Here is a 22803-nt window from a genome sequence, read left to right as displayed (position 1 = left end):
CGGCTTTTTTACATCACTCGCCCTGCGTCGCGCTCTCAATCGTCAAGCGCACATCTGACGTAATCAGCTCTGCCAGCATCTGGTAAACCTTCAGCGTCTCTTCTGGCTCGGCATCGCCCGTATCACTGATGAAGCCTTCATCACGCAGCGTCAGCACGAGGGAACTGAAGACCGCTTTGTCGAAGAATTCTGGTGCGTTAATGCCGTGCAGCACAGACAGGCGCTGTGCCAGCGTCCGGCTCTCTTTCTCCAGCGTACCGCGGTTGATCGACGGGTTCGCACTCAGCAGCCAGAACGTAATGGCGTAGCGCTGCAGCGTTTCGCGCGCACCGGCCGCCAGCAGCTGCAGGGTTCGGGAGCGTGACGGATTGATATGCAGCTCATCGTTGGCAACGGTGATCAGCCCCTGACGACGAAGTTCTTCCGTCAGTTTATCCAGCTCAACGGCCAACTCATCTTTGCTCCAGCGCAGGAACAGCTCCGCTTTCAGCATCGGGTAGAGCGTATCAACGTGACGCAATAGCTCCTGACGTGAAATGTGGCGATGCTGGGTAATGATGGCCGCCATCAGCGACGGCAGCATCAGCATATGCGCGATGTTGTTGCGATAGTACGTCATCAACACGGCCTGTTCGCGCGGCAGAATGATAATGTCGCCGATCGTATCCTTCTCGACTTCAAACTTGTTCATCTGCAACGCGTGATCGATGAGCTCGCTGGCGGTAGCCGCAGGAACCGTTGAATCAATCGAGTAAGGCACGTTGCGCATCATGTCCAGGTAGCAGTCCAGCTGCTCCGTGAGCTGTTCACGGGTCAGGGAGCGCTGACGAGAAGCCAGTAGCGCGGTACAGCACAGGTTCATGGCGTTAGCCGCCCCCGCGTTGTTAATACGCACCATCAGCTCGGATGCAATGCCGTTAACCGTTGGTGTCAGCCAGGCAGGACGAACCGCTTCGATAGGATCGATGGATTCGCGCCACTCCGGAACGTGATGGTTCAGGTACGTCATCAGCGGCATTGGCTCGCCAAAGTTCACGTAGCCCTGACCCAGGTTGCGTAACTTGCTCAGGCCGCGCAACATCTGCGGCAGGCTCTCTTTCTCTTTGGTTGCGCCACGCAGTTCTTTGGCATACGTACCCACTTCCATGACGTGCTCATAACCAATGTAGATAGGCACCAGCGTGATCGGACGGGTTCCGCCGCGCAGCATCGCCTGAATGGTCATCGACAGCGTGCCGGTCTTCGGATCAAGCAGACGTCCGGTACGGGAGCGACCACCCTCCACGAAGTACTCCACGGAATAGCCGCGGCTGAACAGTTCGCCCAGATACTCTCGGAACACGGTGGAGTAGAGCTTATTGCCCTTGAAGGTACGACGGATAAAGAAGGCGCCCAGGCGGCGGAAGATCGGGCCCGCTGGCCAGAAATTCAGGTTAATACCGGCCGCGATGTGCGGTGGTACCAGCCCCTGGTGATAGAGCACGTAGGAGAGAAGCAGGTAGTCCATGTGGCTGCGGTGGCAGGGGACATAGACAATTTCATGGCCATCATGCGCCAGCTGGCGTACACGCTCGGCGTTATGAACGTTGATGCCCTGATACAGGCGGTTCCAGGTAAAGCCGAGAATACGATCGGAAAGGCGAATCATCTCGTAAGAGAAGTTCGCGGCAATCTCTTCCATCAGCGCAATGGCGTTCTGCTGGGCTTTCTCATGCGAAATCTTCTTGCTACGCGCTTCGTCTTCAACGGCGCGGGCGATCGCTTTGGAGGCCAACAGTTTGTTGAACAGGTCCTGACGCGCCGGGAGTCGTGGCCCGACGGCCGCGAGGCGCTGACGGGCGAAGTGCATACGTGCTACGCGCGCCAGCTTCTGCGCGATGATCTTGTCGGTACCGTGCTCATCTGCCATTCGGCGCAGTGAAACGGAAGGGGAGAAGCGCACAAAGCTGTCGCGTCCCAGCCAGGAGACCGCGAAGAACTTCTGGATGCCGTTAAGCATACGCAGCGGCGGATTCTCTTCGCCTTTTTCACGGCCCGGACGGCGGCCAAACATCACCGATACCGGCACCATCTGCACATCCAAATCGGGATTGCTGCGGTGCAGGTCGAGATAGTCGTGGAACAGCTTAATGGACTCTTCTTTTGGCGTGTAATAGGTAAATACACGCGGCCCGCCATGAATGAACACGTAGCGCGGCAACAACGTGCCGTCGACTTCCAGCGGTTCAAGCGGGTCAGGTAAGTCATGCGCCAGACATTGGGCGCGAAGGGTCAGTAAGTCTGCCTTCGAGTTATAAGGCAAAACGTACATAATAGGACGCGACGTATCGAGCCCCAATTCCAGCGCGGGTTCTGCTGGGATAGACTTGCTTTTTACCAGGATGCTTAATGGTAAATTAAGTAATTTGTAGTAAATTCGTGGCCAGCCGGACATAAACGATGTAAAGCCTCTGGTTAATAATGCAATTGCGGCGCAAGGATAACAGAAAGCGCGCAAAATTTCTGTTGTTACCCGTCATACTTCAGGCTGTAGCGAAACGCGCTACAGTTCCTGTTACTGACGCTTTTTTTCATAAAAGGTTCTTTTAATGGCCAATAATACCACTGGGTTAACGCGTATCATCAAAGCCGCCGGCTATTCATGGAAAGGTTTCCGTGCCGCGTGGATCAACGAAGCCGCCTTTCGTCAGGAAGGTGTCGCCGCTATCATCGCGGTCATCATCGCCTGTTTCCTTGATGTCGATGCTATTACCCGCGTACTTCTCATCGGTTCCGTGCTTCTGGTGATGATAGTGGAAATTCTCAATAGCGCTATTGAGGCCGTTGTTGACCGTATTGGCTCAGAGTTCCACGAGCTCTCCGGTCGCGCGAAAGACATGGGTTCTGCCGCTGTGCTGCTGGCGATTATCACTGCAGTCATTACCTGGGTCACGCTGCTTTGGTCACATTTCCGATGAGCCTCGAGTAATAATTAAGTCCCTGGTTTTTTGTGCAGTTTTTGGTTCCAAATTCACCTTTGACTGTATATACTCACAGCATAACTGTATATACACCCAGGGGGCGGAATGAAAGCATTAACGACCAGGCAGCAAGAGGTGTTTGATCTCATTCGGGATCATATCGGCCAGACGGGTATGCCACCCACGCGTGCGGAAATCGCTCAGCGTCTGGGCTTCCGTTCTCCGAATGCTGCCGAAGAACACCTGAAAGCGCTGGCACGTAAGGGCGTGATTGAAATTGTTTCAGGCGCGTCACGCGGTATCCGCCTGCTGGTGGAAGAAGAGACGGGCATTCCGCTGATAGGCCGTGTTGCTGCGGGTGAGCCGCTGCTGGCGCAGCAGCATATCGAAGGCCACTACCAGGTTGATCCTGGTATGTTCAAGCCGAGCGCAGATTTTCTGCTGCGCGTAAGCGGCATGTCGATGAAAGATATCGGCATTCTCGACGGCGATCTGCTGGCGGTACACAAAACGCAGGATGTGCGGAACGGCCAGGTGGTGGTCGCGCGCATTGATGACGAAGTGACCGTTAAGCGTCTGAAAAAGCAGGGTAACACCGTTCAGTTGCTGCCCGAAAACAGCGAGTTCTCTCCCATTGTGGTCGATCTCCGCGAACAGAGCTTCTCTATCGAAGGTCTGGCGGTCGGTGTGATTCGCAACGGTGAATGGCTGTAATCTCTTCCTGACAGGCTACGGTTCCGCTGTAGCCTGCCTTATTGACCACTCCCGGTGTTTCTCATGTCACTGCTGACGGCATCCGATAAGGCATTGTGGCGTCTTGCACTGCCGATGATTTTCTCCAATATCACCGTGCCCTTGCTGGGTCTGGTCGACACGGCCGTTATTGGGCATCTCGATTCCCCTGTCTATCTTGGCGGCGTGGCGATTGGCGCGACGGCAACCAGCTTCCTCTTTATGCTGCTGCTCTTTTTGCGCATGAGCACCACCGGACTCACGGCACAGGCGTATGGTGCAAAAGATCCGTTACGTCTGGCGCGGGCGCTGGTGCAGCCGCTGATGCTTGCGTTGGGCGCGGGCGCGTTAATCGTTTTACTCCGTGATCCCCTGATTGACCTTGCGCTCCATATCGTTGGCGGCAGTGAGGCGGTACTGGAGCAGGCGCGACGTTTTCTCGAAATCCGCTGGCTCAGTGCGCCCGCTTCGCTGGCAAATCTGGTTCTGCTGGGTTGGTTACTGGGCGTTCAGTATGCTCGTGCGCCAGTGATTCTGCTGGTCGTGGGAAACCTGCTCAACATCGTGCTGGATCTCTGGCTGGTGATGGGCCTCCATATGAACGTGCGGGGCGCGGCACTGGCGACGGCGATTGCTGAATACGGGACCTTTGTGATGGGGCTGTGGATGGTCTGGCGCGTGCTGGCGATGCGCGGGATCTCCCTCGCGCTGCTGAAAACCGCATGGCGCGGCAATATCCGTAAGCTGCTGGCGCTTAACCGTGACATCATGCTGCGCTCGCTGCTTCTGCAACTCTGCTTCGGCGCGCTGACGGTCTTCGGTGCACGGCTGGGGCCTGAAATCGTCGCGGTCAACGCGGTATTGATGACGCTGCTGACGTTTACCGCCTATGCGCTGGACGGCTTTGCCTACGCGGTTGAAGCACATTCGGGGCAGGCGTATGGCGCGCGTGAAAGCGGGCAGCTTCATGATGTCTGGCGGGCAGCCTGCCGTCAGTCAGGACTGGTAGCGCTGGTGTTTGCTGTGGTCTATGCCTGCTTCGGCGAACAGATTGTTGCCTTACTGACCTCTCTCCCTGCGCTGCGCGAACTGGCGAGCCACTATCTCATCTGGCAAGTCATCTTACCGGTGGTGGGTGTCTGGTGTTATCTGCTGGACGGCATGTTTATTGGTGCGACGCGAGGGGCGGAAATGCGTAACAGTATGGCCGTTGCGGCGGCAGGATTTGGCCTGACGCTGCTGACGCTTCCCTGGCTGGGTAATCATGGTTTGTGGTTGGCGCTTGCGGTCTTTCTCTCTCTGCGTGGCCTGTCGCTGGCTTTTATATGGCGCCGCCACTGGCAAAACAATACCTGGTTTCCTTCGCATCACGATATATCGTGATGGTTAAAGATTCCGAATATGAAATCAACCGCCGAATCCTTAACTACAATAATTATCACGTCCAGCAGAAAAGAACGTAACGGACGTTACGACCCGACGCTTAACTAAGAGGACACGATGATGAATAAAGACGAAATCGGCGGCAACTGGAAGCAGTTCAAAGGTAAAGCGAAAGAACAGTGGGGTAAGCTGACAGATGACGATATGACCGTCATTGAAGGTAAGCGCGATCAGCTTGTCGGTAAAATTCAGGAACGTTACGGCTACGCGAAAGATCAGGCGGAAAACGAAGTCAAAGACTGGGAAACCCGCAACGATTACCGCTGGTAACGCTGAATAACCTACTGGGGCGGCTTCAGGCCGCCTTTTCTTTTGCTGCTAACGCGGCTTTTTTTTCACCAGAATAGAGTGGTCATGCTGACACTCATCCTGATGTCGACACGCTTCCACCTCGACACACGCTGAACACAGCCCGTGTGCTTCAATCACATTATGACGCAGGGCAAACCCCATTCTTGCCGCCAGCGTATGCATAATGTCTTCCACGCCTTCCGCAGCTTCTTCTTTCACTACGCCACAACGGTCGCAGATAAACATGGCCGACGTGTGGGTGGGCTGATCGAAAAGATGGCACAGTACATAGCTGTTTGTGGATTCCACTTTATGAACAAATCCTTGTTCCAGCAGGAAATCCAGCGCGCGATACACTGTCGGCGGTTTAGCCTGCGGCTCGCTTTCGCGGAGCAGGTCGAGCAGGTCATAGGCGCTGATGGCACCCTGTTGTAGGCTCATCAGACGTAAGACTTCAAGGCGCTGCGGAGTCAGGCGCACATTGCGTTGCGCGCACAGCTTTTCGGCCTGCGCTAACAGCTCTTTTGTGGACTTATCCATTGAGCACCTCGGATGTTCTGGGACGTAAAACCCTCACTTTATCATGTTCTGGTAAAAACACCGATATCCGTCAGGCTGTGCTATACCTGACGCATCGCAAATCGGGAATATCATCATGAAAAAACCAGACTGTATTAAGCACTGGCGCGACATAGAAGGGCCGGATGACGCCACCTACCCCGACAGTAATGAGCTCTTTTCTATCGGTGCACCGCTGGCCCGCAGCCTTGGCCTCCGACGTATCGGTATTCATCATGAGCGTTTATTGCCCGGGCGTCGGACATCCTATCCCCATGCAGAGAGTGACGAAGAAGAGTTTATCTACGTGCTTGAGGGCTATCCTGAAGCCTGGATTAATGGCTATTTGTGGAAACTTGAACCCGGCGACAGCGTGGGATTTCCTGCCGGAACCGGCGTCTGCCATACCTTTATCAACAACACGGATGAAGAGGTTCGATTACTGGTGGTGGGCGAGGCCAACAAGAAGCACAACCGCATCTACTATCCGCTCAATCCGGTCTATGCCGCCACGCGGGAGGATCGCTGGGTTGACCATCCTCCGCAGTTTTTTGGCCCGCATGATGGAAAACCTGTGAAAAAATAATTTCCTCTTCTATAAATATTGAAGGCCGTCACAAATTACAACAGGCCGTAAGGGAATTTCACTTAGGGAAAGAAATAGCGGGTCTTTTGCTTCTTATTCACAGCAATAGTTCGTTCCTGTTTGGGTGATAACAGACAGGGGTTATCTAATAACAAACTATTACGGGCATACTGTGAAAAAACATTTTAAATTTTCGGTGGTTAGCATTGCTGTTTCCCTGTTTATGGCAAATCAGGCGGGAGCAGCCAATACCTGGACAGAATCACGTAGCGACGCCATGGGCGGGACGGGCGTAGCCGCTGGCAGTTATGGCAGCGGAGCGTTAATCAACCCCGCGCTGCTGGCAAAGGCAAAACCGGACGATGATGTGACGGTCATTTTGCCATCCGTTGGGGTGCAGGTGACGGATGAAGACAATCTTCAGGATGAGATTGATACCATCAACGACAAAATCAATCACTATAAGGATGTGGTTGATAACCTTACGCCTATTGAAGTCATCACCAATCCGTTAGGTTCGATCAACCAGTTCCAGGGCGCGGCCAAAGATCTTGCCGATGAACTGGACTATCTCAAGGGTAAAACTGCACGTGCAACGGCAGGGGCAGGACTTGCCGTGAGTATCCCTAACGATGTGCTTTCCGTGGCCTTTATGGCCAAAGGTTATGCTCATGGTCGGGTTAGCTCATCTATCGACCAGCAAGATATTGATTATCTGCGCAGTATTCAACGAAGCGATGTGGTTGCTGCCGGTGTTGCCCTGGATGCAGCGCTGAATGGCACGGATCAGATTACCAAAAACCTCAACTCAACGGCGTCTGGCCGGGCGGCGATTGTGTCCGACTACGGTATTGCGGTTGCCCGTCAGTTCGATCTCGGGGGCATCCCGGTTTCCGTTGGCGTCACGCCAAAACTGCAAAAAACCTGGATCTATAACTACACCACTTCCATCTACGATTACGACAGTAATAAGTGGAACGATAGCCGCTACCGTACAGACGATACGGGCTTTAACGTTGATGCTGGTATTGCCGCTGATTTTGGCGAAAACTGGACGGTCGGCCTGAGCGGGCAAAACCTGATGTCACGCGATATCGACAGCAAGGATATCCGCATCCGCAACGGGCGTACGGGAGAAGTGGTGAGCTATAAAGACACCTACCAGATCCGTCCGCTGGTCACCGCGGGCGCCGCCTGGCACAACGATCTTGTTACGCTGACCGCTGATGGCGATCTGACCGAAACCAAAGGTTTCAAGAGCGAAGATACCTCGCAGTATGTTGGGGTAGGTGCTGAAGTGACCCCGCTGAGCTGGCTGGCGGTACGCGCAGGTTATCGCGCTGACGTGAAGGGTAACGACAGCAACGTCTTTACCGGTGGTGTCGGCTTCGCGCCGTTCAACACCGTGCATGTTGACCTGATGGGCCTCTACGGTGAAGACGAAACCTGGGGCGCAGGGGCACAGCTAAGCATGACGTTCTAAAGTGCACCGGAGGCGCTGCGCCTCCGGCTTTTCTTTGTGCTATAGTAGCGCCCCTTTTCCACCAGATGCTTAAAACTTCGCCATGTTGTCAGAATACCAGACCGCTTTCCCAGCACACCGTTTCTCCATTGCGCCAATGCTCGACTGGACGGACAGACACTGCCGCTTCTTCCTGCGTCAGCTCTCCCGCCATACGCTGCTGTACACCGAAATGGTGACCACTGGTGCAATCATTCACGGCAAGGGCGACTATCTGGCATACAGTGAAGAAGAGCATCCGGTTGCCTTGCAGCTGGGTGGCAGCGATCCGGCCGCGCTGGCGCAGTGTGCGAAGCTGGCGGAAGCGCGCGGCTATGACGAGATTAACCTCAACGTTGGCTGTCCTTCAGACCGTGTGCAAAACGGTATGTTCGGTGCGTGTCTGATGGGGAACGCGCAGCTGGTTGCCGACTGTATCAAGGCGATGCGTGATGTGGTCTCCATTCCCGTGACGGTCAAAACCCGTATCGGCATTGACGACCAGGACAGCTACGAATTCCTGTGCGATTTCATCAACACGGTGTCCGGCAAAGGCGAATGCGAGATGTTTATCATCCACGCCCGTAAAGCCTGGCTCTCCGGCCTGAGCCCGAAAGAGAACCGTGAGATCCCACCGCTGGACTATCCGCGCGTATATCAGCTTAAACGTGATTTCCCGCATCTGACGATGTCGATCAACGGCGGTATTAAGTCGCTTGAAGAAGCCAAAGCGCACCTCGAACATATGGACGGCGTGATGGTCGGACGCGAGGCCTATCAGAACCCGGGCATTCTGGCGACGGTCGACCGTGAAATCTTTGGCGTTGACGGCGCCGATACCGATCCGGTTGCCGTCGTGCGCGCCATGTATCCTTACATTGAGCGCGAGCTGAGCAACGGCACGTATCTCGGCCACATTACCCGCCATATGTTGGGCCTGTTCCAGGGCATACCGGGGGCGCGGCAGTGGCGTCGTTACCTCAGTGAGAACGCACATAAAGCCGGTGCGGATATCGAGGTGCTGGAACATGCGCTGCGACTGGTCGCAGATAAGCGATAATTTTCGCTAAAAGATCGTCAAATTCACCACGCCCTGCATATCATTGCGGGGCGTTTTTCTTTAAGAACAATGGTTTAGTTTTGGCATGATTCTTGTAATACAGACTGTATTACTCGGGAATTCGTGGGAGAGCACCATGCTGGAACTACTTTTTGTCATTGGCTTTTTTGTCATGCTGTTAGCCACGGGCGTTTCGCTGCTCGGCATTCTCGCTGCGCTCGTCGTGGCGACGGTGGTGATGTTTATCGGCGGACTGTTTGCCCTGACCATCAAACTGCTGCCGTGGTTATTACTGGCCATTGCGGTGGTGTGGGCGATACGGGCGATTAAATCACCAAAACTGCCGACTTATCAGCGCAATAACCGCTTCCGTTACTAAGGTATTGAGGGGTTCGTCACATACTTGTAACTTTCCCGGCAGCATTACTTAGAACAGAATAGGATTTACTTATCGAATCTGTCACTATGGCTGCCGCTACAGAATTCATCGAGCTGTACCCTACATACAGCCGAACTAAAAAAAGAAAGGGCTTCCCACGGGAAGCCCAATTTCTTTTTGGGGCTCAGGGAATGAGTAAACTTGAACCCTGTGTCGCCCGGCTTTCCAGCACCTCATGCGCACGCTGCGCATCGGTCAGCGGATATTTCTGCGCATCCGCCACGTCCACCTTAATCACGCCGCTGGCGATCAGCGAGAATAGCTCGTTGCTGGCTTCCTCCAGTTCTTCCCGGTTGGTGATATAGCCCTGCAGGGAAGGGCGGGTCACGTAGAGCGAGCCTTTCTGATTCAGGATGCCAAGATTGACGCCAGTGACAGCGCCTGACGCATTCCCAAAGCTCACCATCAGCCCGCGACGTTGCAGGCAGTCCAGCGACGCCTCCCAGGTGTCTTTGCCCACCGAGTCATACACCACGCGCACTTTTTTACCGCCAGTAATCTCTTTCAGGCGCTCGACGATGCTCTCTTCGCGATAGTTGATCACCTGCCACGCCCCCGCGTCCAGCGCACGCTGCGCTTTTTGGGCATTGCCCACGGTACCGATGAGTTTCGCGCCTAAGGCTTTCGCCCACTGGCAGGCAATCAGCCCCACGCCACCCGCTGCGGCATGAAAAAGAAACTGCTCGTCGGGTTTAATTTCATAGGTTTTGCGCAGCAGATAGTAAACCGTTAACCCCTTCAGGAACGAAGCGGCCGCCTGCTCGAAGGAGATTGCGCCAGGCAGCAGAGCGGCTTTATCCGCCGGAACGTTGTGGACGGAGCTGTAAGCGCCCAGCGCAGATTGCGCATACACCACGCGGTCGCCCTCTTTAATATGCTTAACCGCGCTGCCCACTTTAATGACGACACCGGCCGCCTCGGTGCCCAGACCACTCGGCATTGACGGAGGCGGGTAGAGACCGCCGCGAATATAGGTATCGATGTAGTTAATGCCGATAGCTTTGTTTTCAACCTGAATTTCGTTCTCGCCAGGCACTGCGGGGGTAAACTCCACCGCTTTCAGTACTTCCGGACCGCCGTGTTTCTGGAACTCAATGCGCGTTGCCATGCTCCCTCCGTAAGAAAAATATGGTAATCTTTCGACCCACTCTTTATCTCGGTAACTCCATTCACTATGGCAGGAAACAAACCCTTCAACAAACAGACTGAACCCCGCGAGCGTGATTTCCAGGTCGCAGGGTTAAAAGTCCCGCCGCACTCGATTGAAGCGGAACAGTCGGTGTTGGGCGGTTTAATGCTGGATAACGAACGCTGGGACGACGTCGCTGAGCGCGTGGTGTCTGAGGATTTCTACACCCGTCCGCACCGTCATATCTTTACCGAAATGGCGCGCCTGCAGGAGTCGGGCAGCCCGATTGACCTGATTACGCTCGCGGAATCGCTTGAGCGTCAGGGTCAGCTGGACAGCGTCGGCGGGTTTGCCTACCTGGCAGAACTGTCAAAAAACACGCCAAGCGCGGCGAACATCAGCGCTTATGCCGATATCGTGCGGGAGCGTGCCGTCGTCCGTGAAATGATATCGGTGGCGAACGAGATCGCCGAAGCCGGTTTTGATCCGCAGGGGCGCACCAGCGAAGACCTGCTCGACCTGGCGGAGTCCCGCGTCTTTAAAATTGCCGAAAGCCGTGCGAACAAAGACGAAGGGCCTAAAAACATTGCCGATGTGCTCGACGCGACCGTGGCGCGTATCGAGCAGTTGTTCCAGCAACCGCACGATGGTGTCACCGGGGTCAACACCGGTTATGACGACCTCAACAAAAAGACCGCCGGCCTGCAGCCGTCGGATCTGATTATCGTTGCGGCGCGTCCGTCGATGGGTAAAACGACATTTGCGATGAACCTCGTCGAAAACGCCGCAATGTTGCAGGATAAACCTGTTCTCATCTTCAGTCTTGAGATGCCCTCCGAGCAGATTATGATGCGTTCTCTGGCATCGCTGTCGCGCGTGGACCAGACTCGTATCCGTACCGGCCAGCTCGATGATGAAGACTGGGCGCGTATCTCCGGCACAATGGGCATTCTGCTGGAAAAACGTAACATCTATATCGATGACTCCTCTGGCCTGACGCCGACGGAAGTGCGCTCCCGCGCGCGCCGTATCGCCCGCGAACACGGCGGTATCGGCCTCATCATGATCGACTACCTCCAGCTGATGCGCGTGCCGTCGCTCTCCGATAACCGTACGCTGGAAATTGCAGAGATTTCCCGCTCGCTTAAGGCGTTAGCCAAAGAGCTGCACGTGCCGGTGGTGGCGCTGTCGCAGCTGAACCGCTCCCTGGAACAACGTGCCGATAAACGCCCGGTCAACTCCGACCTGCGTGAATCCGGCTCCATCGAGCAGGATGCCGACTTAATCATGTTCATCTACCGTGATGAGGTTTATCACGAGAACAGCGACCTGAAAGGGATCGCCGAAATTATTATTGGTAAACAACGTAACGGCCCGATCGGGACGGTGCGTCTGACCTTTAACGGACAGTGGTCGCGTTTCGACAACTACGCCGGTCCTCAATATGATGATGAGTAATTTCTAAGGAATTCAAATGCAAGCGGCAACTGTAGTCATTAACCGCCGCGCTCTGCGACACAACCTGCAACGTTTGCGTGAACTGGCGCCCGCCAGCAAGCTCGTTGCAGTCGTGAAAGCGAACGCTTACGGACACGGTCTTCTTGAGACCGCGCGAACGCTCCCCGATGCCGACGCCTTTGGCGTCGCCCGTCTTGAAGAAGCTCTCCGCCTGCGTGCGGGGGGGATCACGCAACCCATTTTGCTACTGGAAGGCTTTTTCGAAGCCACAGACTTGCCTACGATTGCTGACCAGCATCTGCACACGGCGGTACATAACGAAGAACAGCTGTCCGCGCTGGAAAACGCCGAGCTGAGTGAACCCGTTACCGTCTGGATGAAGCTCGACACGGGCATGCACCGTCTGGGCGTTCGCCCGGAAAATGCGGAGGCGTTTTATCAGCGTTTGTGCCGGTGCAAAAACGTGCGCCAGCCCGTGAACATCGTCAGCCATTTTGCGCGTGCCGATGAGCCTGAATGTGGGGCAACCGAGCAGCAGCTCGATATCTTTAACACCTTCTGCGAAGGCAAGCCGGGAATGCGCTCGATTGCGGCTTCCGGCGGGATCCTGCTGTGGCCGCAGTCGCACTTTGACTGGGCGCGCCCGGGCATTATTCTTTATGGCGTGTCGCCTCTGGAGAGCAAACCCTGGGGGCCGGACTTTGGCTTTAAGCCAGTGATGTCGCTGGTCTCGAATCTTATTGCCGTGCGTGAGCACAAAGCGGGCGAGCCGGTGGGCTATGGCGGCACCTGGATTAGCGAGCGCGACACGCGCCTTGGCGTGGTGGCGATGGGCTACGGAGATGGCTATCCGCGTGCTGCACCGACAGGTACACCGGTGCTGGTCAATGGTCGCGAGGTCAACATTGTCGGTCGCGTCGCGATGGACATGATTTGCGTGGACCTTGGACCCGACGCCCAGGATAAAGCAGGTGATGATGTGGTGATGTGGGGTGAGGGCCTGCCCGTTGAGCGCATTGCTGAAATAACGAAAGTGAGTGCTTACGAACTTATCACGCGCCTGACCTCCCGGGTGGCGATGAAATACCTTGACTGAACCGTCTGTGAAGTGAGGTTATTAACCTCACTTCAACTTTATTAACATCCTCTCGACCTTCTCCCACTTCCGGTTTATTGTTGAAACTCCTGCCTCATCGAATTCCGGAGAACCATCGCGTGTTTCAGAACGTTGACGCCTATGCCGGCGACCCTATTCTCTCCTTAATGGAGCGTTTCAAAGAAGATCCTCGCAGCGATAAAGTGAACCTCAGCATCGGTTTGTATTACAACGAAGAGGGTATTATTCCTCAGTTGCAAGCCGTTGCCGAAGCCGAAGCGCGTCTGAATGCGGTCCCGCATGGAGCGTCGCTCTATCTGCCGATGGAAGGGCTCAATGCGTACCGCAATACCATCGCACCGCTGCTGTTTGGGGCCGATCATCCGGTACTTGCGCAAAAACGTGTGGCGACCATCCAGACGCTGGGTGGATCGGGCGCGCTGAAAGTCGGTGCTGATTTCCTGAAAAAATACTTCCCGGATTCCGGCGTGTGGGTCAGTGACCCGACGTGGGAAAACCACGTCGCAATTTTTGAGGGCGCAGGCTTTAATGTCGAGACTTATCCGTGGTTTGACAGCGAAACCAACGGCGTGCGCGTTGAAGCCCTGCTGGAAAAACTGAAAACGTTGCCGGCGCGCAGCATTGTGCTGCTGCATCCGTGCTGCCACAACCCAACGGGTGCGGACCTCACCAATGACCAGTGGGATGCCGTCATTGAGGTGCTCAAGGCTCGCAACCTGATTCCATTCCTCGACATCGCCTATCAGGGCTTTGGCGCCGGGATGGAAGACGATGCCTATGCTATCCGCGCCGTTGCGAGTGCCGGCCTGCCTGTGCTGGTGAGCAACTCTTTCTCGAAAATCTTCTCCCTGTATGGCGAACGCGTCGGCGGGCTGTCCGTGGTCTGCGAAGATGCCGAAGCTGCCAGCCGCGTGCTGGGCCAGCTTAAAGCTACGGTGCGCCGTATCTACTCCAGCCCCCCGAACTTTGGTGCGCAGGTTGTGGCGACGGTACTCGGTGACGAACAGCTGAAAGCTAGCTGGCTTGCCGAAGTGGAATCCATACGTAAGCGCATTCTGTCGATGCGTCAGGAGCTGGTCAACGTGCTGAAAGAGGCGGTACCGGGGCATAACTTTGATTATCTGATCAGGCAGCGCGGGATGTTCAGCTACACCGGTTTGAGCGCCGCGCAGGTCGACCGTCTGCGCGACGAGTTCGGCGTCTACCTGATTGCCAGCGGCCGCATGTGCGTCGCGGGTCTCAATGCCAGCAACGTTCATCGCGTGGCACAGGCATTTGCTGCGGTAATGTAAGTACTCACTACGGTTTCTCCCTCTCCCTGTGGGAGAGGGCCGGGGTGAGGGCATCAGGCTACTCAGGTCGATGTCTCGCTTTGTGATCGTCTTCTTTTTCTTCAGATTGATAATCAAAAACTCCTTTTCTTCACCTGCCGCTGGGGTTATGGTCGGATAGTTTTTTGACCATTCACTCAAAATAAAACGATAACAAACTGAATATTCAGGGGAAAATATGCGCAAGATCACACTGGCGCTCAGCGCCGCCTGCTTATTGTTCTCACTTAATAGTGCCGTCGTCGCGCGCGCTTCTGCGCCAACGCCGCTTTACACCGGCACTACCGCTGCCATTCTTGCCGAACAGGCTCCTATTCACTGGGTATCCGTGGCCCAAATCGAAAACAGTCTGATGGGCCGCCCGCCCATGGCCGTTGGCTTTGATATTGACGACACCGTTCTGTTCTCCAGCCCGGGATTCTGGCGCGGCAAAAAAATGTATTCGCCGGACAGCGAAGCGTATCTGAAGAACCCGGCGTTCTGGGAAAAGATGAATAACGGCTGGGACGATTACAGTATCCCGAAAGAGGTCGCCCGGGCGGTCATTGCCATGCATGTGAAGCGCGGCGACAGCATTTACTTCGTCACCGGTCGTAGTCAGACCAAAACAGAAACCGTCTCCAGAACCCTGCAGGATGATTTCCAGATCCCGGCTGCCAACATGAACCCGGTCATTTTTGCGGGTGACAAAGAAGGGCAAAACACCAAAACCCAGTGGCTGGAGAAGAAAAACATCAAAGTGTTCTATGGTGATTCGGATAACGACATTACCGCGGCGCAGGATACAGGAGCCAGAGCGATCAGGGTGTTACGCGCCTCTAACTCGACCTATCGACCGCTGCCGATGGCCGGAAAATTTGGCGAAGAGGTGATTGTTAACTCGGACTATTAAGCGTCTGGCCGCGAGTTTGATTCTTTTTTAATCAAATCTCTCTGCGGCGGGTTTTACCTTTCGACTTCTTGCTGCACACTTAGAAAGGTTCATCTTTCTAAACGGAGCAGCACATGTGGTATCAACAGACCCTGACCTTAAGCGCTAAACCCCGCGGGTTTCACCTGGTGACGGAGGAAGTCATCGGGCAAATCCGCGATTTGTCGCGCGTCAGAACGGGTTTACTGCATCTGCTGCTTCAACACACGTCAGCCTCCCTCACGCTTAATGAAAATTGCGATCCCACTGTCCGGTCTGATATGGAAAACCATTTTCTGAAGAGTGTCCCGGACAACGCCCCCTATGAGCACGATTATGAGGGCGCAGATGACATGCCTTCGCATATCAAATCTTCTCTGCTCGGGGTATCGCTGATGCTGCCGGTACACAACGGGCGGCTACTGCTGGGAACGTGGCAAGGGATCTGGCTGGGAGAACATCGCATTCACGGTGGTTCGCGTAAAATTATCGCAACGCTACAAGGGGAATAATGATGACAATTTCGGAGCTACTTCAGTACTGCATGAGTAAACCTGGCGCGGAGCAGAGCGTGCATAGCGACTGGAAAGCCACGCAGATAAAAGTGGGAGATGTGCTGTTTGCGATGGTGAAAGAGGTCGAAGGCCGCCCGGCCGCGTCGCTGAAAACCAGCCCGGAGCTGGCGGATTTGCTACGCCAGCAGCATGATGATGTGAGGCCGAGCAAACACCTGAATAAGGCGCACTGGAGCACGGTTTATCTGGATGGATCCCTGCCCGGCTCGCAAATTTACTATCTGGTGGATGCGTCTTATAAACAGGCAGTAGAGCTGCTGCCGGAAGCGACCCGACAACAACTCTCCGTCTGACATTACAGCAACGGTTTAAGGAAGCGCGCGGTGTGCGAGGCTTCGCACTCTGCAACGGTCTCTGGCGTACCGGAGACGAGGATTTCACCGCCGCCGCTGCCGCCTTCCGGGCCGAGATCGACAATCCAGTCCGCGGTTTTAATCACGTCCAGATTATGTTCGATGACCACAATCGTGTTGCCCTGATCGCGCAGCTGATGCAGCACGTCGAGCAACTGCTGGATATCCGCAAAGTGCAGACCGGTAGTCGGCTCATCCAGAATATACAGCGTCTGACCGGTGCCGCGTTTGGAGAGCTCACGCGCCAGCTTCACGCGCTGGGCTTCACCGCCCGACAGCGTAGTGGCGGACTGCCCCAGACGAATGTAGGTCAGACCGACGTCCATCAGGGTCTGCAGCTTACGTGCCAGCGCAGGGACGGCGTCAAAGAACTCGCGCGCCTCTTCGATGGTCATGTCCAGCACTTCGTGGATGGTCTTGCCTTTGTACTTAATTTCCAGCGTTTCGCGGTTATAGCGTTTACCTTTGCACTGGTCGCACGGGACGTAGATATCCGGCAGGAAGTGCATCTCAACTTTGATGACGCCATCGCCCTGGCACGCTTCACAGCGGCCGCCGCGCACGTTAAAGCTGAACCGTCCCGGCGTGTACCCGCGTGAACGCGCTTCCGGCACGCCGGCGAACAGTTCACGTACGGGCGTGAAGACGCCGGTATAGGTCGCCGGGTTCGAGCGAGGGGTTCGGCCAATCGGGCTCTGGTCAATGTCGATAACCTTATCGAAATGTTCCAGCCCCTGAATGTCTCGGTACGGCGCGGGCTCGGCCAGCGTCGCACCGTTCAGCGCCGTCTGCGCAATCGGGAACAGGGTATCGTTAATCAGCGTCGATTTACCGGAACCGGACACGCCAGTGATGCAGGTAAACAGGCCAACCGGTAGCGTCAGCGTCACATCTTTCAGGTTGTTGCCGCGCGCGCCGGTCAGCTTCAGCACTTTTTCCGGATCTGCCGCTACGCGCTGTTTTGGCACCTCAATCTTACGCTTGCCGCTCATGTACTGGCCGGTCAGCGACTCGGGTACCGCCATAATGTCTTTCAGCGTCCCTTCCGCGACCACCTGACCGCCGTGTACGCCCGCGCCAGGACCAATGTCGATCACGTGATCCGCAGCGCGAATCGCGTCTTCGTCGTGCTCCACCACAATCACCGTGTTACCGAGGTTGCGCAGGTGGACCAACGTGCCGAGCAGACGTTCGTTGTCGCGCTGGTGCAGGCCGATTGACGGCTCATCCAGCACGTACATCACGCCGACTAAGCCCGCGCCAATCTGGCTGGCCAGGCGGATACGCTGGGCCTCACCGCCGGACAGCGTTTCTGCCGAGCGGGAAAGCGTCAGGTAGTTCAGACCCACGTTCACCAGGAACTTGAGACGATCGCCAATCTCCTTCAGCACTTTTTCAGCGATTTTCGCGCGCTGACCGGAGAGCTTCAGGTTGTTGAAGAAGTCCATCGCGTGGCCGATGCTCATGTCTGAGATGGTCGGCAGCGCTGTGTTTTCGACAAAGACATGACGCGCTTCGCGACGCAGACGCGTGCCTTCACAGGTGGCACAGGAGCGGTTGCTGATGAACTTCGCCAGCTCCTCGCGTACCGCGCTGGATTCGGTCTCTTTGTAGCGGCGCTCCATATTGTGCAGCACCCCTTCGAACGGGTGGCGACGCACGGAGGTATCACCACGATCGTTCATGTATTTGAACTCGATGTTCTCTTTACCGGAACCGAACAGGATCACTTTGTGCACGTTCGGGCTCAGGCTGGCCCACGGCGCTTCAACGTCGAACTTATAGTGCTCCGCCAGCGATTTCAGCATCTGGAAGTAGTAAAAGTTACGCTTATCCCAGCCGCGAATGGCGCCGCCTGCCAGCGACAGCTCAGGGTTCTGGATCACGCGGTCCGGGTCGAAATACTGCTGTACGCCCAGGCCGTCGCAGGTTGGGCATGCGCCTGCCGGGTTGTTGAACGAGAACAGACGCGGTTCCAGCTCGCGCATGCTGTAGCCGCAAATCGGGCAGGCAAAGTTGGCGGAGAAGAGCAGCTCTTCCGCTTTCGGGTCGTCCATATCGGAAACAACGGCGGTACCACCGGAGAGTTCCAGCGCCGTTTCGAACGATTCCGCAAGACGCGTCGCGAGGTCTTCACGCACCTTAAAGCGATCGATCACCACTTCAATGGTGTGCTTTTTCTGCAGCTCCAGTTTTGGCGGATCCGACAGGTCGCACACTTCGCCGTCAATACGGGCGCGGATATAGCCCTGGCTTGCCAGGTTCTCCAGCGTTTTGGTGTGTTCGCCTTTACGCTCTTTAATAATTGGCGCCAGCAGCATCAGGCGTTTGCCTTCCGGCTGCGACAGCACGTTATCCACCATCTGGCTCACGGTCTGCGCCGCCAGCGGGACGTCGTGGTCCGGGCAGCGCGGCTCACCCACGCGCGCAAACAGCAGACGCAGGTAGTCATGAATTTCAGTAATGGTACCGACCGTTGAACGCGGGTTATGCGAAGTCGACTTCTGCTCGATGGAGATCGCAGGCGATAACCCTTCAATATGATCGACATCCGGTTTTTCCATCAGCGACAGGAACTGACGCGCGTACGCGGAGAGAGATTCAACGTAACGACGCTGTCCTTCGGCATACAAGGTGTCGAAAGCCAGTGAGGATTTGCCAGACCCCGAAAGCCCGGTCACGACGATGAGTTTGTCGCGAGGGATTATGAGGTTGATATTTTTGAGATTGTGGGTGCGGGCGCCCCGAACTTCGATCTTATCCATTCACCTTTCCCGGTTGAAACACGGATTGCCTGGTTTGTTTGAAGGACAAACGGCTGTCAGAAACGGCTAATTATGACACAATTTAACCTGTTTGAATATACAGTATTGGAATGCATTTTCTGATTCGCTGTGTAACAATGTTCAGTTCGCGCGCGAACTCTGGAAGATACTACGCAACTATCAAAGTGGCGTCTGGAAATGGTACACTCGCGCGTTTACACTATTAAGAAACGTATTCAGGAGACACGAACATGGCCAGCAGAGGCGTAAACAAGGTGATTCTCGTCGGTAATCTGGGCCAGGACCCGGAAGTACGCTACATGCCGAGTGGTGGCGCAGTTGCCAACATTACGCTGGCTACTTCCGAATCCTGGCGTGATAAAGCGACCGGTGAGATGAAAGAGCAGACTGAATGGCACCGCGTGGTGCTGTTTGGCAAACTGGCAGAAGTTGCCGGTGAGTATCTGCGTAAAGGTTCTCAGGTCTATATCGAAGGCCAGCTGCGCACCCGTAAATGGACCGATCAGTCCGGCGCTGAGAAGTACACCACCGAAGTTGTGGTAAACGTTGGCGGTACCATGCAGATGCTGGGCGGCCGTCAGGGCGGTGGCGCGCCAGCAGGTGGCGGTCAGCAGCAGCAGGGCGGTTGGGGTCAGCCTCAGCAGCCACAGGGCGGCAACCAGTTCAGTGGCGGCGCGCAGTCTCGTCCGCAGCAGCAGTCTGCTCCGGCACCGTCTAACGAGCCACCAATGGACTTCGACGACGACATCCCGTTCTGATCAACGGATGCTCAAACAAAAAACCCAGACATCGTCTGGGTTTTTTGTTTATACAGGAATCAGGTAATCACCATTGGCCAGTCTGGTGGCTGGTGGCTCATTGCCTCTACCATCACGACTTTAATATTTTCCCAGACAGCGGCAATATCCAGCAGGGTGATGCCCAACAGGCCCGTTGCGAACCAGCAAGCCGCGCCAAGTCCCAGCAGAGTGCTGATGACCGCAAGACCCGCGTAGTCAGATTTACGAAACTGAATGTTCAGCGTGCTGGCTAAAAACATCAGTACCGCGCTCAACAAAGGCCAGCGCAGGAGAACCATGCTGGTAGTAATGGTTGCCATAGAACCCATCCTCTACAAAACAGACGAACTGAATGAAACGGTGTTTCTCGTTACAGAATATGTGTGAACTATATCACATTTGTTGATTTATTCGCCAGCGTCTGAGCGTTCAAAATGGGGATTTTATTACGCAAAAAAGGTGATGGTGCCGGGTACCTGGGTCCCGATACCTGCTGAGCGGACACACGATGGGCCAGCCACGTTGTTTTTATAAGTGGCACGTTATTTTTTGCTCATCCAGAAAATAATGGGGTAATAGCCGGGCATTTATAAAACATCGATTCTCTGTTGTGTTATCTTCAAACCCCACATGTTCGCTGGATAATTATTTCCCTTAATTGAAACGGAACGAATACTTACAGTTTAGCTTACGGGAAAATATTATCGTCATAACGAAATTTAAGATTTTTAATACTAAAAGTCAGTTGCTAACTTCGCATGATTCATGCAACGTAATCACCTGTTTAACAAAGCATCCGGCCTTCATTACTACAGGCGTACAACATGCAGGGATATAGGGCGGGAAATGAATCGTAGCGCGCGGCGCAAAATGCTCAGGGTAGTAGGGATCATCATGGTAGTTATGCTGCCGGTGATGCTTGCCCTATGGTTTGCCCAGCTAAGAGCCGTGTCGGAAACAAGCGCTCAGCTCCGTACATTTGCTGAACTGGCTTTAGACAAAACAGAACTGGTTATTCAACAAGTTGATCTGGCCCGGGACGAGGCCGAAAAATATCAGGGTAAACTTTGTACACCGGAACATCGCCAATATATGTTGAACGTTGTGCGTGGCCGCCTGTTTGTCGCTGATTTAATTTATGCAGAAGGTCAGAATTTTCTTTGTTCAACCGTTTTTACGCCGGACCAACCTTACGCGATCCCGATTGCCAATTACACCCGTAAACCTGACATCGCTATCTATTATTTTCGCGACACGCCATTTTATACTGGCTATAAAATGACATATATGCAGCGTGGAAATTATGTCGTGGTGGTCAATCCGCTTTCTTACAGCGAAGTGATGTCTACCGATCATTCTCTCTCCTGGGGAGTGTACGACACGGTAACCAATGCATTCTTTTCCGTTAGCCAGAAAGCTAATCCTTCTTTATTAAATTCGATGATTCAGGATAAGGAATCGGTATTTCAAAAAGATAACCGTTTCTATACCGTCGTGAAATCACCGAAACGGCCTATTGCCGCTATCGTGTCGACGTCAAATAAGCGTTTTTACGAAACGCTCTACCATCAGGCGACGTTGACGCTGCCGCTGGGGATGATCTGCAGCATTATTATTTTGCTGGTATGGTCGCGGACGCACCGCGAGCTTAATTCGCCAGGGCGGTTGCTGCATCGGGCGTTGCACAAACGACAGCTTTGCCTGCACTATCAGCCGATTATTGATATCAAGAACAACCAGTGCGTGGGGGCAGAGGCGTTGTTGCGCTGGCCGGGTTTCAACGGGCAGGTGATGAGTCCGGCTGAGTTTATTCCGCTGGCTGAAAAAGAGGGAATGAGCGAGCGGATTACGGATTATGTCGTTGAGGAGGTATTCAGCGATCTGGGTCATTTCCTGGCTGAGCATCCGCATCTCTATATTTCAATTAACCTGTCGGCCACGGATTTCCACTCCTCGCGGCTGATCGCCATGATTTCTGACAAGGCGCGCCACTATGCCGTCCGTGCCCAGCAAATCAAAATCGAAGTGACGGAACGTGGGTTCATTGATGTGCCCAAAACCACTCCGGTGATTCAGGCTTTCCGGCAGGCGGGTTATGAAGTGGCGATCGATGATTTCGGGACCGGTTACTCGAACCTGCACAACCTCTATTCGCTGAACGTCGACATTCTGAAGATCGATAAATCGTTTATTGATACTCTAACGACCAACAGCACCAGCCACCTGATCGCCGAGCATATTATCGAGATGGCGCAAAGCCTGCGGCTTAAAACCATTGCGGAAGGGGTCGAAACGGCAGAGCAGGTGAGTTGGTTGCTGAAGCGTGGCGTCCAGTTCTGTCAGGGATGGCACTTCGCGAAAGCGATGCCGCCCCAGGAATTTATGACCTGGCAGCAGCAACCTTTGCACTAAGGGTGATTAATTCAACTGGTGGCGATAGTCGCTCGGCGTACGGTCAAACTCGCGGCGAAACACGCGGGAAAAGGTTTGTTGCGACACATAGCCAAGATCCATCGCGATATCAAAAATCGGTCGCTGCGTTGAGCGTAACGCCTGCGCCGCCAGCAGTAATCTGCGCTGACGAATGTACTCACCCAGGGTTTGATGCATAACAGTGCGGAACATTCTCTGTAAATACCATTTCGAATAGCCCGACTTTTTAGCGACCACATCAATGTTCAACGGTTGATCGATATGATCATCAATCCATTCAATAAGTGTCTGAATAATCTGCTGATGCGACATAAGGTTGCCCCTCTGTAGATACAACTTTCTTGGTTGATTCGTCGTTTTCT

General features: G+C 54.6%; 22 protein-coding genes. 16 read left to right on the top strand and 6 right to left on the bottom strand.

Annotated elements, in window-relative coordinates; genetic code table 11:
• Positions 1–13: 13 nt before the first annotated feature.
• Entirely contained in the window at positions 14–2434 is a 2421-nt protein-coding gene (gene plsB / locus A4308_RS01330; protein WP_063308452.1) for a glycerol-3-phosphate 1-O-acyltransferase PlsB, read from the bottom strand.
• A 154-nt stretch (positions 2435–2588) separates the two neighbouring features.
• Here plsB and A4308_RS01325 point away from each other — a divergent pair, with 154 nt between their 5' ends.
• From A4308_RS01325 to A4308_RS01310, 4 genes are all read left to right on the top strand, one after another.
• The gene (locus A4308_RS01325; RefSeq protein ID WP_014882136.1) at positions 2589–2957 is read left to right on the top strand and encodes a diacylglycerol kinase; all 369 of its coding nucleotides are present in this window, start codon (positions 2589–2591) and stop codon (positions 2955–2957) included.
• A gap of 108 nt (positions 2958–3065) precedes the next feature.
• Positions 3066–3674, top strand: coding sequence for a transcriptional repressor LexA (gene lexA / locus A4308_RS01320; RefSeq protein WP_014882137.1), 609 nt, complete (start codon positions 3066–3068; stop codon positions 3672–3674).
• 63 nt (positions 3675–3737) lie between these two features.
• Positions 3738–5075 (top strand): MATE family efflux transporter DinF, encoded by a 1338-nt coding sequence (gene dinF, locus A4308_RS01315; protein WP_045281831.1) that lies wholly within the window; start codon positions 3738–3740, stop codon positions 5073–5075.
• A gap of 120 nt (positions 5076–5195) precedes the next feature.
• Positions 5196–5405 carry a CsbD family protein gene (locus tag A4308_RS01310; RefSeq protein ID WP_014882139.1) on the top strand — a complete coding sequence of 70 codons (210 nt, stop codon included), beginning with the start codon at positions 5196–5198 and terminating at the stop codon, positions 5403–5405.
• Between the two features lie 48 nt (positions 5406–5453).
• Here the strand turns inward: A4308_RS01310 and zur are convergent, their stop codons facing one another.
• On the bottom strand, positions 5454–5966 hold the full coding sequence (gene zur / locus A4308_RS01305) for a zinc uptake transcriptional repressor Zur (RefSeq protein WP_014882140.1): 513 nt from the start codon (positions 5964–5966) through the stop codon (positions 5454–5456).
• A gap of 115 nt (positions 5967–6081) precedes the next feature.
• On the opposite strand from zur, the gene A4308_RS01300 reads away from it, so the two are divergent.
• The 4 genes from A4308_RS01300 to pspG all read left to right on the top strand — a co-directional run bounded on the left by A4308_RS01300 (position 6082) and on the right by pspG (position 9510).
• Positions 6082–6570 (top strand): cupin domain-containing protein, encoded by a 489-nt coding sequence (locus A4308_RS01300; RefSeq protein WP_014882141.1) that lies wholly within the window; start codon positions 6082–6084, stop codon positions 6568–6570.
• 223 nt (positions 6571–6793) lie between these two features.
• The gene (traF, locus tag A4308_RS01295) at positions 6794–8053 is read left to right on the top strand and encodes a conjugal transfer protein TraF (protein ID WP_176602214.1); all 1260 of its coding nucleotides are present in this window, start codon (positions 6794–6796) and stop codon (positions 8051–8053) included.
• 82 nt (positions 8054–8135) lie between these two features.
• Entirely contained in the window at positions 8136–9131 is a 996-nt protein-coding gene (dusA, locus tag A4308_RS01290; protein WP_014882143.1) for a tRNA dihydrouridine(20/20a) synthase DusA, read from the top strand.
• 136 nt (positions 9132–9267) lie between these two features.
• Complete coding sequence (gene pspG, locus A4308_RS01285) at positions 9268–9510, top strand: envelope stress response protein PspG (RefSeq protein ID WP_014882144.1); 243 nt, start codon at positions 9268–9270, stop codon at positions 9508–9510.
• 184 nt (positions 9511–9694) lie between these two features.
• Here pspG and A4308_RS01280 read toward each other — a convergent pair whose 3' ends face one another.
• A complete protein-coding gene (locus A4308_RS01280) occupies positions 9695–10678 on the bottom strand; it encodes a quinone oxidoreductase (protein ID WP_023331801.1) in 984 nt (327 codons plus the stop codon).
• A 66-nt stretch (positions 10679–10744) separates the two neighbouring features.
• Between A4308_RS01280 and dnaB the strand changes: the two genes are divergently transcribed.
• From dnaB to A4308_RS01250, 6 genes are all read left to right on the top strand, one after another.
• Positions 10745–12157 carry a replicative DNA helicase gene (gene dnaB, locus A4308_RS01275; protein ID WP_008503375.1) on the top strand — a complete coding sequence of 471 codons (1413 nt, stop codon included), beginning with the start codon at positions 10745–10747 and terminating at the stop codon, positions 12155–12157.
• A 16-nt stretch (positions 12158–12173) separates the two neighbouring features.
• On the top strand, positions 12174–13253 hold the full coding sequence (gene alr / locus A4308_RS01270) for an alanine racemase (protein ID WP_014882146.1): 1080 nt from the start codon (positions 12174–12176) through the stop codon (positions 13251–13253).
• 119 nt (positions 13254–13372) lie between these two features.
• The gene (gene tyrB, locus A4308_RS01265) at positions 13373–14566 is read left to right on the top strand and encodes an aromatic amino acid transaminase (RefSeq protein ID WP_063308451.1); all 1194 of its coding nucleotides are present in this window, start codon (positions 13373–13375) and stop codon (positions 14564–14566) included.
• A 217-nt stretch (positions 14567–14783) separates the two neighbouring features.
• Positions 14784–15497: an acid phosphatase AphA gene (aphA, locus tag A4308_RS01260; RefSeq protein WP_045281830.1), complete on the top strand. Its 714-nt coding sequence runs from the start codon at positions 14784–14786 to the stop codon at positions 15495–15497.
• A 113-nt stretch (positions 15498–15610) separates the two neighbouring features.
• Complete coding sequence (locus A4308_RS01255; protein ID WP_014882149.1) at positions 15611–16027, top strand: secondary thiamine-phosphate synthase enzyme YjbQ; 417 nt, start codon at positions 15611–15613, stop codon at positions 16025–16027.
• Between the two features lie 2 nt (positions 16028–16029).
• Positions 16030–16383 (top strand): MmcQ/YjbR family DNA-binding protein, encoded by a 354-nt coding sequence (locus A4308_RS01250; RefSeq protein ID WP_014882150.1) that lies wholly within the window; start codon positions 16030–16032, stop codon positions 16381–16383.
• Positions 16384–16385: 2 nt separating this feature from the next.
• On the opposite strand, the gene uvrA is transcribed toward A4308_RS01250, so the two are convergent.
• Positions 16386–19208 (bottom strand): excinuclease ABC subunit UvrA, encoded by a 2823-nt coding sequence (gene uvrA / locus A4308_RS01245; protein ID WP_014882151.1) that lies wholly within the window; start codon positions 19206–19208, stop codon positions 16386–16388.
• A gap of 251 nt (positions 19209–19459) precedes the next feature.
• On the opposite strand from uvrA, the gene ssb1 reads away from it, so the two are divergent.
• A complete protein-coding gene (gene ssb1 / locus A4308_RS01240) occupies positions 19460–19987 on the top strand; it encodes a single-stranded DNA-binding protein SSB1 (RefSeq protein ID WP_014882152.1) in 528 nt (175 codons plus the stop codon).
• Positions 19988–20046: 59 nt separating this feature from the next.
• On the opposite strand, the gene A4308_RS01235 is transcribed toward ssb1, so the two are convergent.
• Positions 20047–20328, bottom strand: coding sequence for a YjcB family protein (locus A4308_RS01235; protein ID WP_014882153.1), 282 nt, complete (start codon positions 20326–20328; stop codon positions 20047–20049).
• Between the two features lie 526 nt (positions 20329–20854).
• On the opposite strand from A4308_RS01235, the gene A4308_RS01230 reads away from it, so the two are divergent.
• Entirely contained in the window at positions 20855–22420 is a 1566-nt protein-coding gene (locus A4308_RS01230) for an EAL domain-containing protein (RefSeq protein ID WP_023336605.1), read from the top strand.
• A 6-nt stretch (positions 22421–22426) separates the two neighbouring features.
• On the opposite strand, the gene soxS is transcribed toward A4308_RS01230, so the two are convergent.
• Positions 22427–22753, bottom strand: coding sequence for a superoxide response transcriptional regulator SoxS (soxS, locus tag A4308_RS01225; RefSeq protein ID WP_008503387.1), 327 nt, complete (start codon positions 22751–22753; stop codon positions 22427–22429).
• Positions 22754–22803: the final 50 nt, after the last annotated feature.

Origin of the sequence: Enterobacter sp. ODB01 (assembly GCF_001623605.1) — a bacterium.
Lineage (GTDB): Bacteria > Pseudomonadota > Gammaproteobacteria > Enterobacterales > Enterobacteriaceae > Enterobacter > Enterobacter kobei.
Note: the sequence above shows the minus strand (reverse complement) of the source record. Positions and strands in the feature narration are given on the sequence as shown.

Excerpts from the sequence above, each read along its gene's own strand:
- plsB (WP_063308452.1), bottom strand. The coding sequence starts at position 2,434 with ATGTCCGGCTGGCCACGAATTTACTACAAATTACTTAATTTACCATTA.
- A4308_RS01325 (WP_014882136.1), top strand. The coding sequence starts at position 2,589 with ATGGCCAATAATACCACTGGGTTAACGCGTATCATCAAAGCCGCCGGC.
- lexA (WP_014882137.1), top strand. The coding sequence starts at position 3,066 with ATGAAAGCATTAACGACCAGGCAGCAAGAGGTGTTTGATCTCATTCGG.
- dinF (WP_045281831.1), top strand. The coding sequence starts at position 3,738 with ATGTCACTGCTGACGGCATCCGATAAGGCATTGTGGCGTCTTGCACTG.
- A4308_RS01310 (WP_014882139.1), top strand. The coding sequence starts at position 5,196 with ATGAATAAAGACGAAATCGGCGGCAACTGGAAGCAGTTCAAAGGTAAA.
- zur (WP_014882140.1), bottom strand. The coding sequence starts at position 5,966 with ATGGATAAGTCCACAAAAGAGCTGTTAGCGCAGGCCGAAAAGCTGTGC.
- A4308_RS01300 (WP_014882141.1), top strand. The coding sequence starts at position 6,082 with ATGAAAAAACCAGACTGTATTAAGCACTGGCGCGACATAGAAGGGCCG.
- traF (WP_176602214.1), top strand. The coding sequence starts at position 6,794 with ATGGCAAATCAGGCGGGAGCAGCCAATACCTGGACAGAATCACGTAGC.
- dusA (WP_014882143.1), top strand. The coding sequence starts at position 8,136 with ATGTTGTCAGAATACCAGACCGCTTTCCCAGCACACCGTTTCTCCATT.
- pspG (WP_014882144.1), top strand. The coding sequence starts at position 9,268 with ATGCTGGAACTACTTTTTGTCATTGGCTTTTTTGTCATGCTGTTAGCC.
- A4308_RS01280 (WP_023331801.1), bottom strand. The coding sequence starts at position 10,678 with ATGGCAACGCGCATTGAGTTCCAGAAACACGGCGGTCCGGAAGTACTG.
- dnaB (WP_008503375.1), top strand. The coding sequence starts at position 10,745 with ATGGCAGGAAACAAACCCTTCAACAAACAGACTGAACCCCGCGAGCGT.
- alr (WP_014882146.1), top strand. The coding sequence starts at position 12,174 with ATGCAAGCGGCAACTGTAGTCATTAACCGCCGCGCTCTGCGACACAAC.
- aphA (WP_045281830.1), top strand. The coding sequence starts at position 14,784 with ATGCGCAAGATCACACTGGCGCTCAGCGCCGCCTGCTTATTGTTCTCA.
- A4308_RS01255 (WP_014882149.1), top strand. The coding sequence starts at position 15,611 with ATGTGGTATCAACAGACCCTGACCTTAAGCGCTAAACCCCGCGGGTTT.
- A4308_RS01250 (WP_014882150.1), top strand. The coding sequence starts at position 16,030 with ATGACAATTTCGGAGCTACTTCAGTACTGCATGAGTAAACCTGGCGCG.
- uvrA (WP_014882151.1), bottom strand. The coding sequence starts at position 19,208 with ATGGATAAGATCGAAGTTCGGGGCGCCCGCACCCACAATCTCAAAAAT.
- ssb1 (WP_014882152.1), top strand. The coding sequence starts at position 19,460 with ATGGCCAGCAGAGGCGTAAACAAGGTGATTCTCGTCGGTAATCTGGGC.
- A4308_RS01235 (WP_014882153.1), bottom strand. The coding sequence starts at position 20,328 with ATGGCAACCATTACTACCAGCATGGTTCTCCTGCGCTGGCCTTTGTTG.
- A4308_RS01230 (WP_023336605.1), top strand. The coding sequence starts at position 20,855 with ATGAATCGTAGCGCGCGGCGCAAAATGCTCAGGGTAGTAGGGATCATC.
- soxS (WP_008503387.1), bottom strand. The coding sequence starts at position 22,753 with ATGTCGCATCAGCAGATTATTCAGACACTTATTGAATGGATTGATGAT.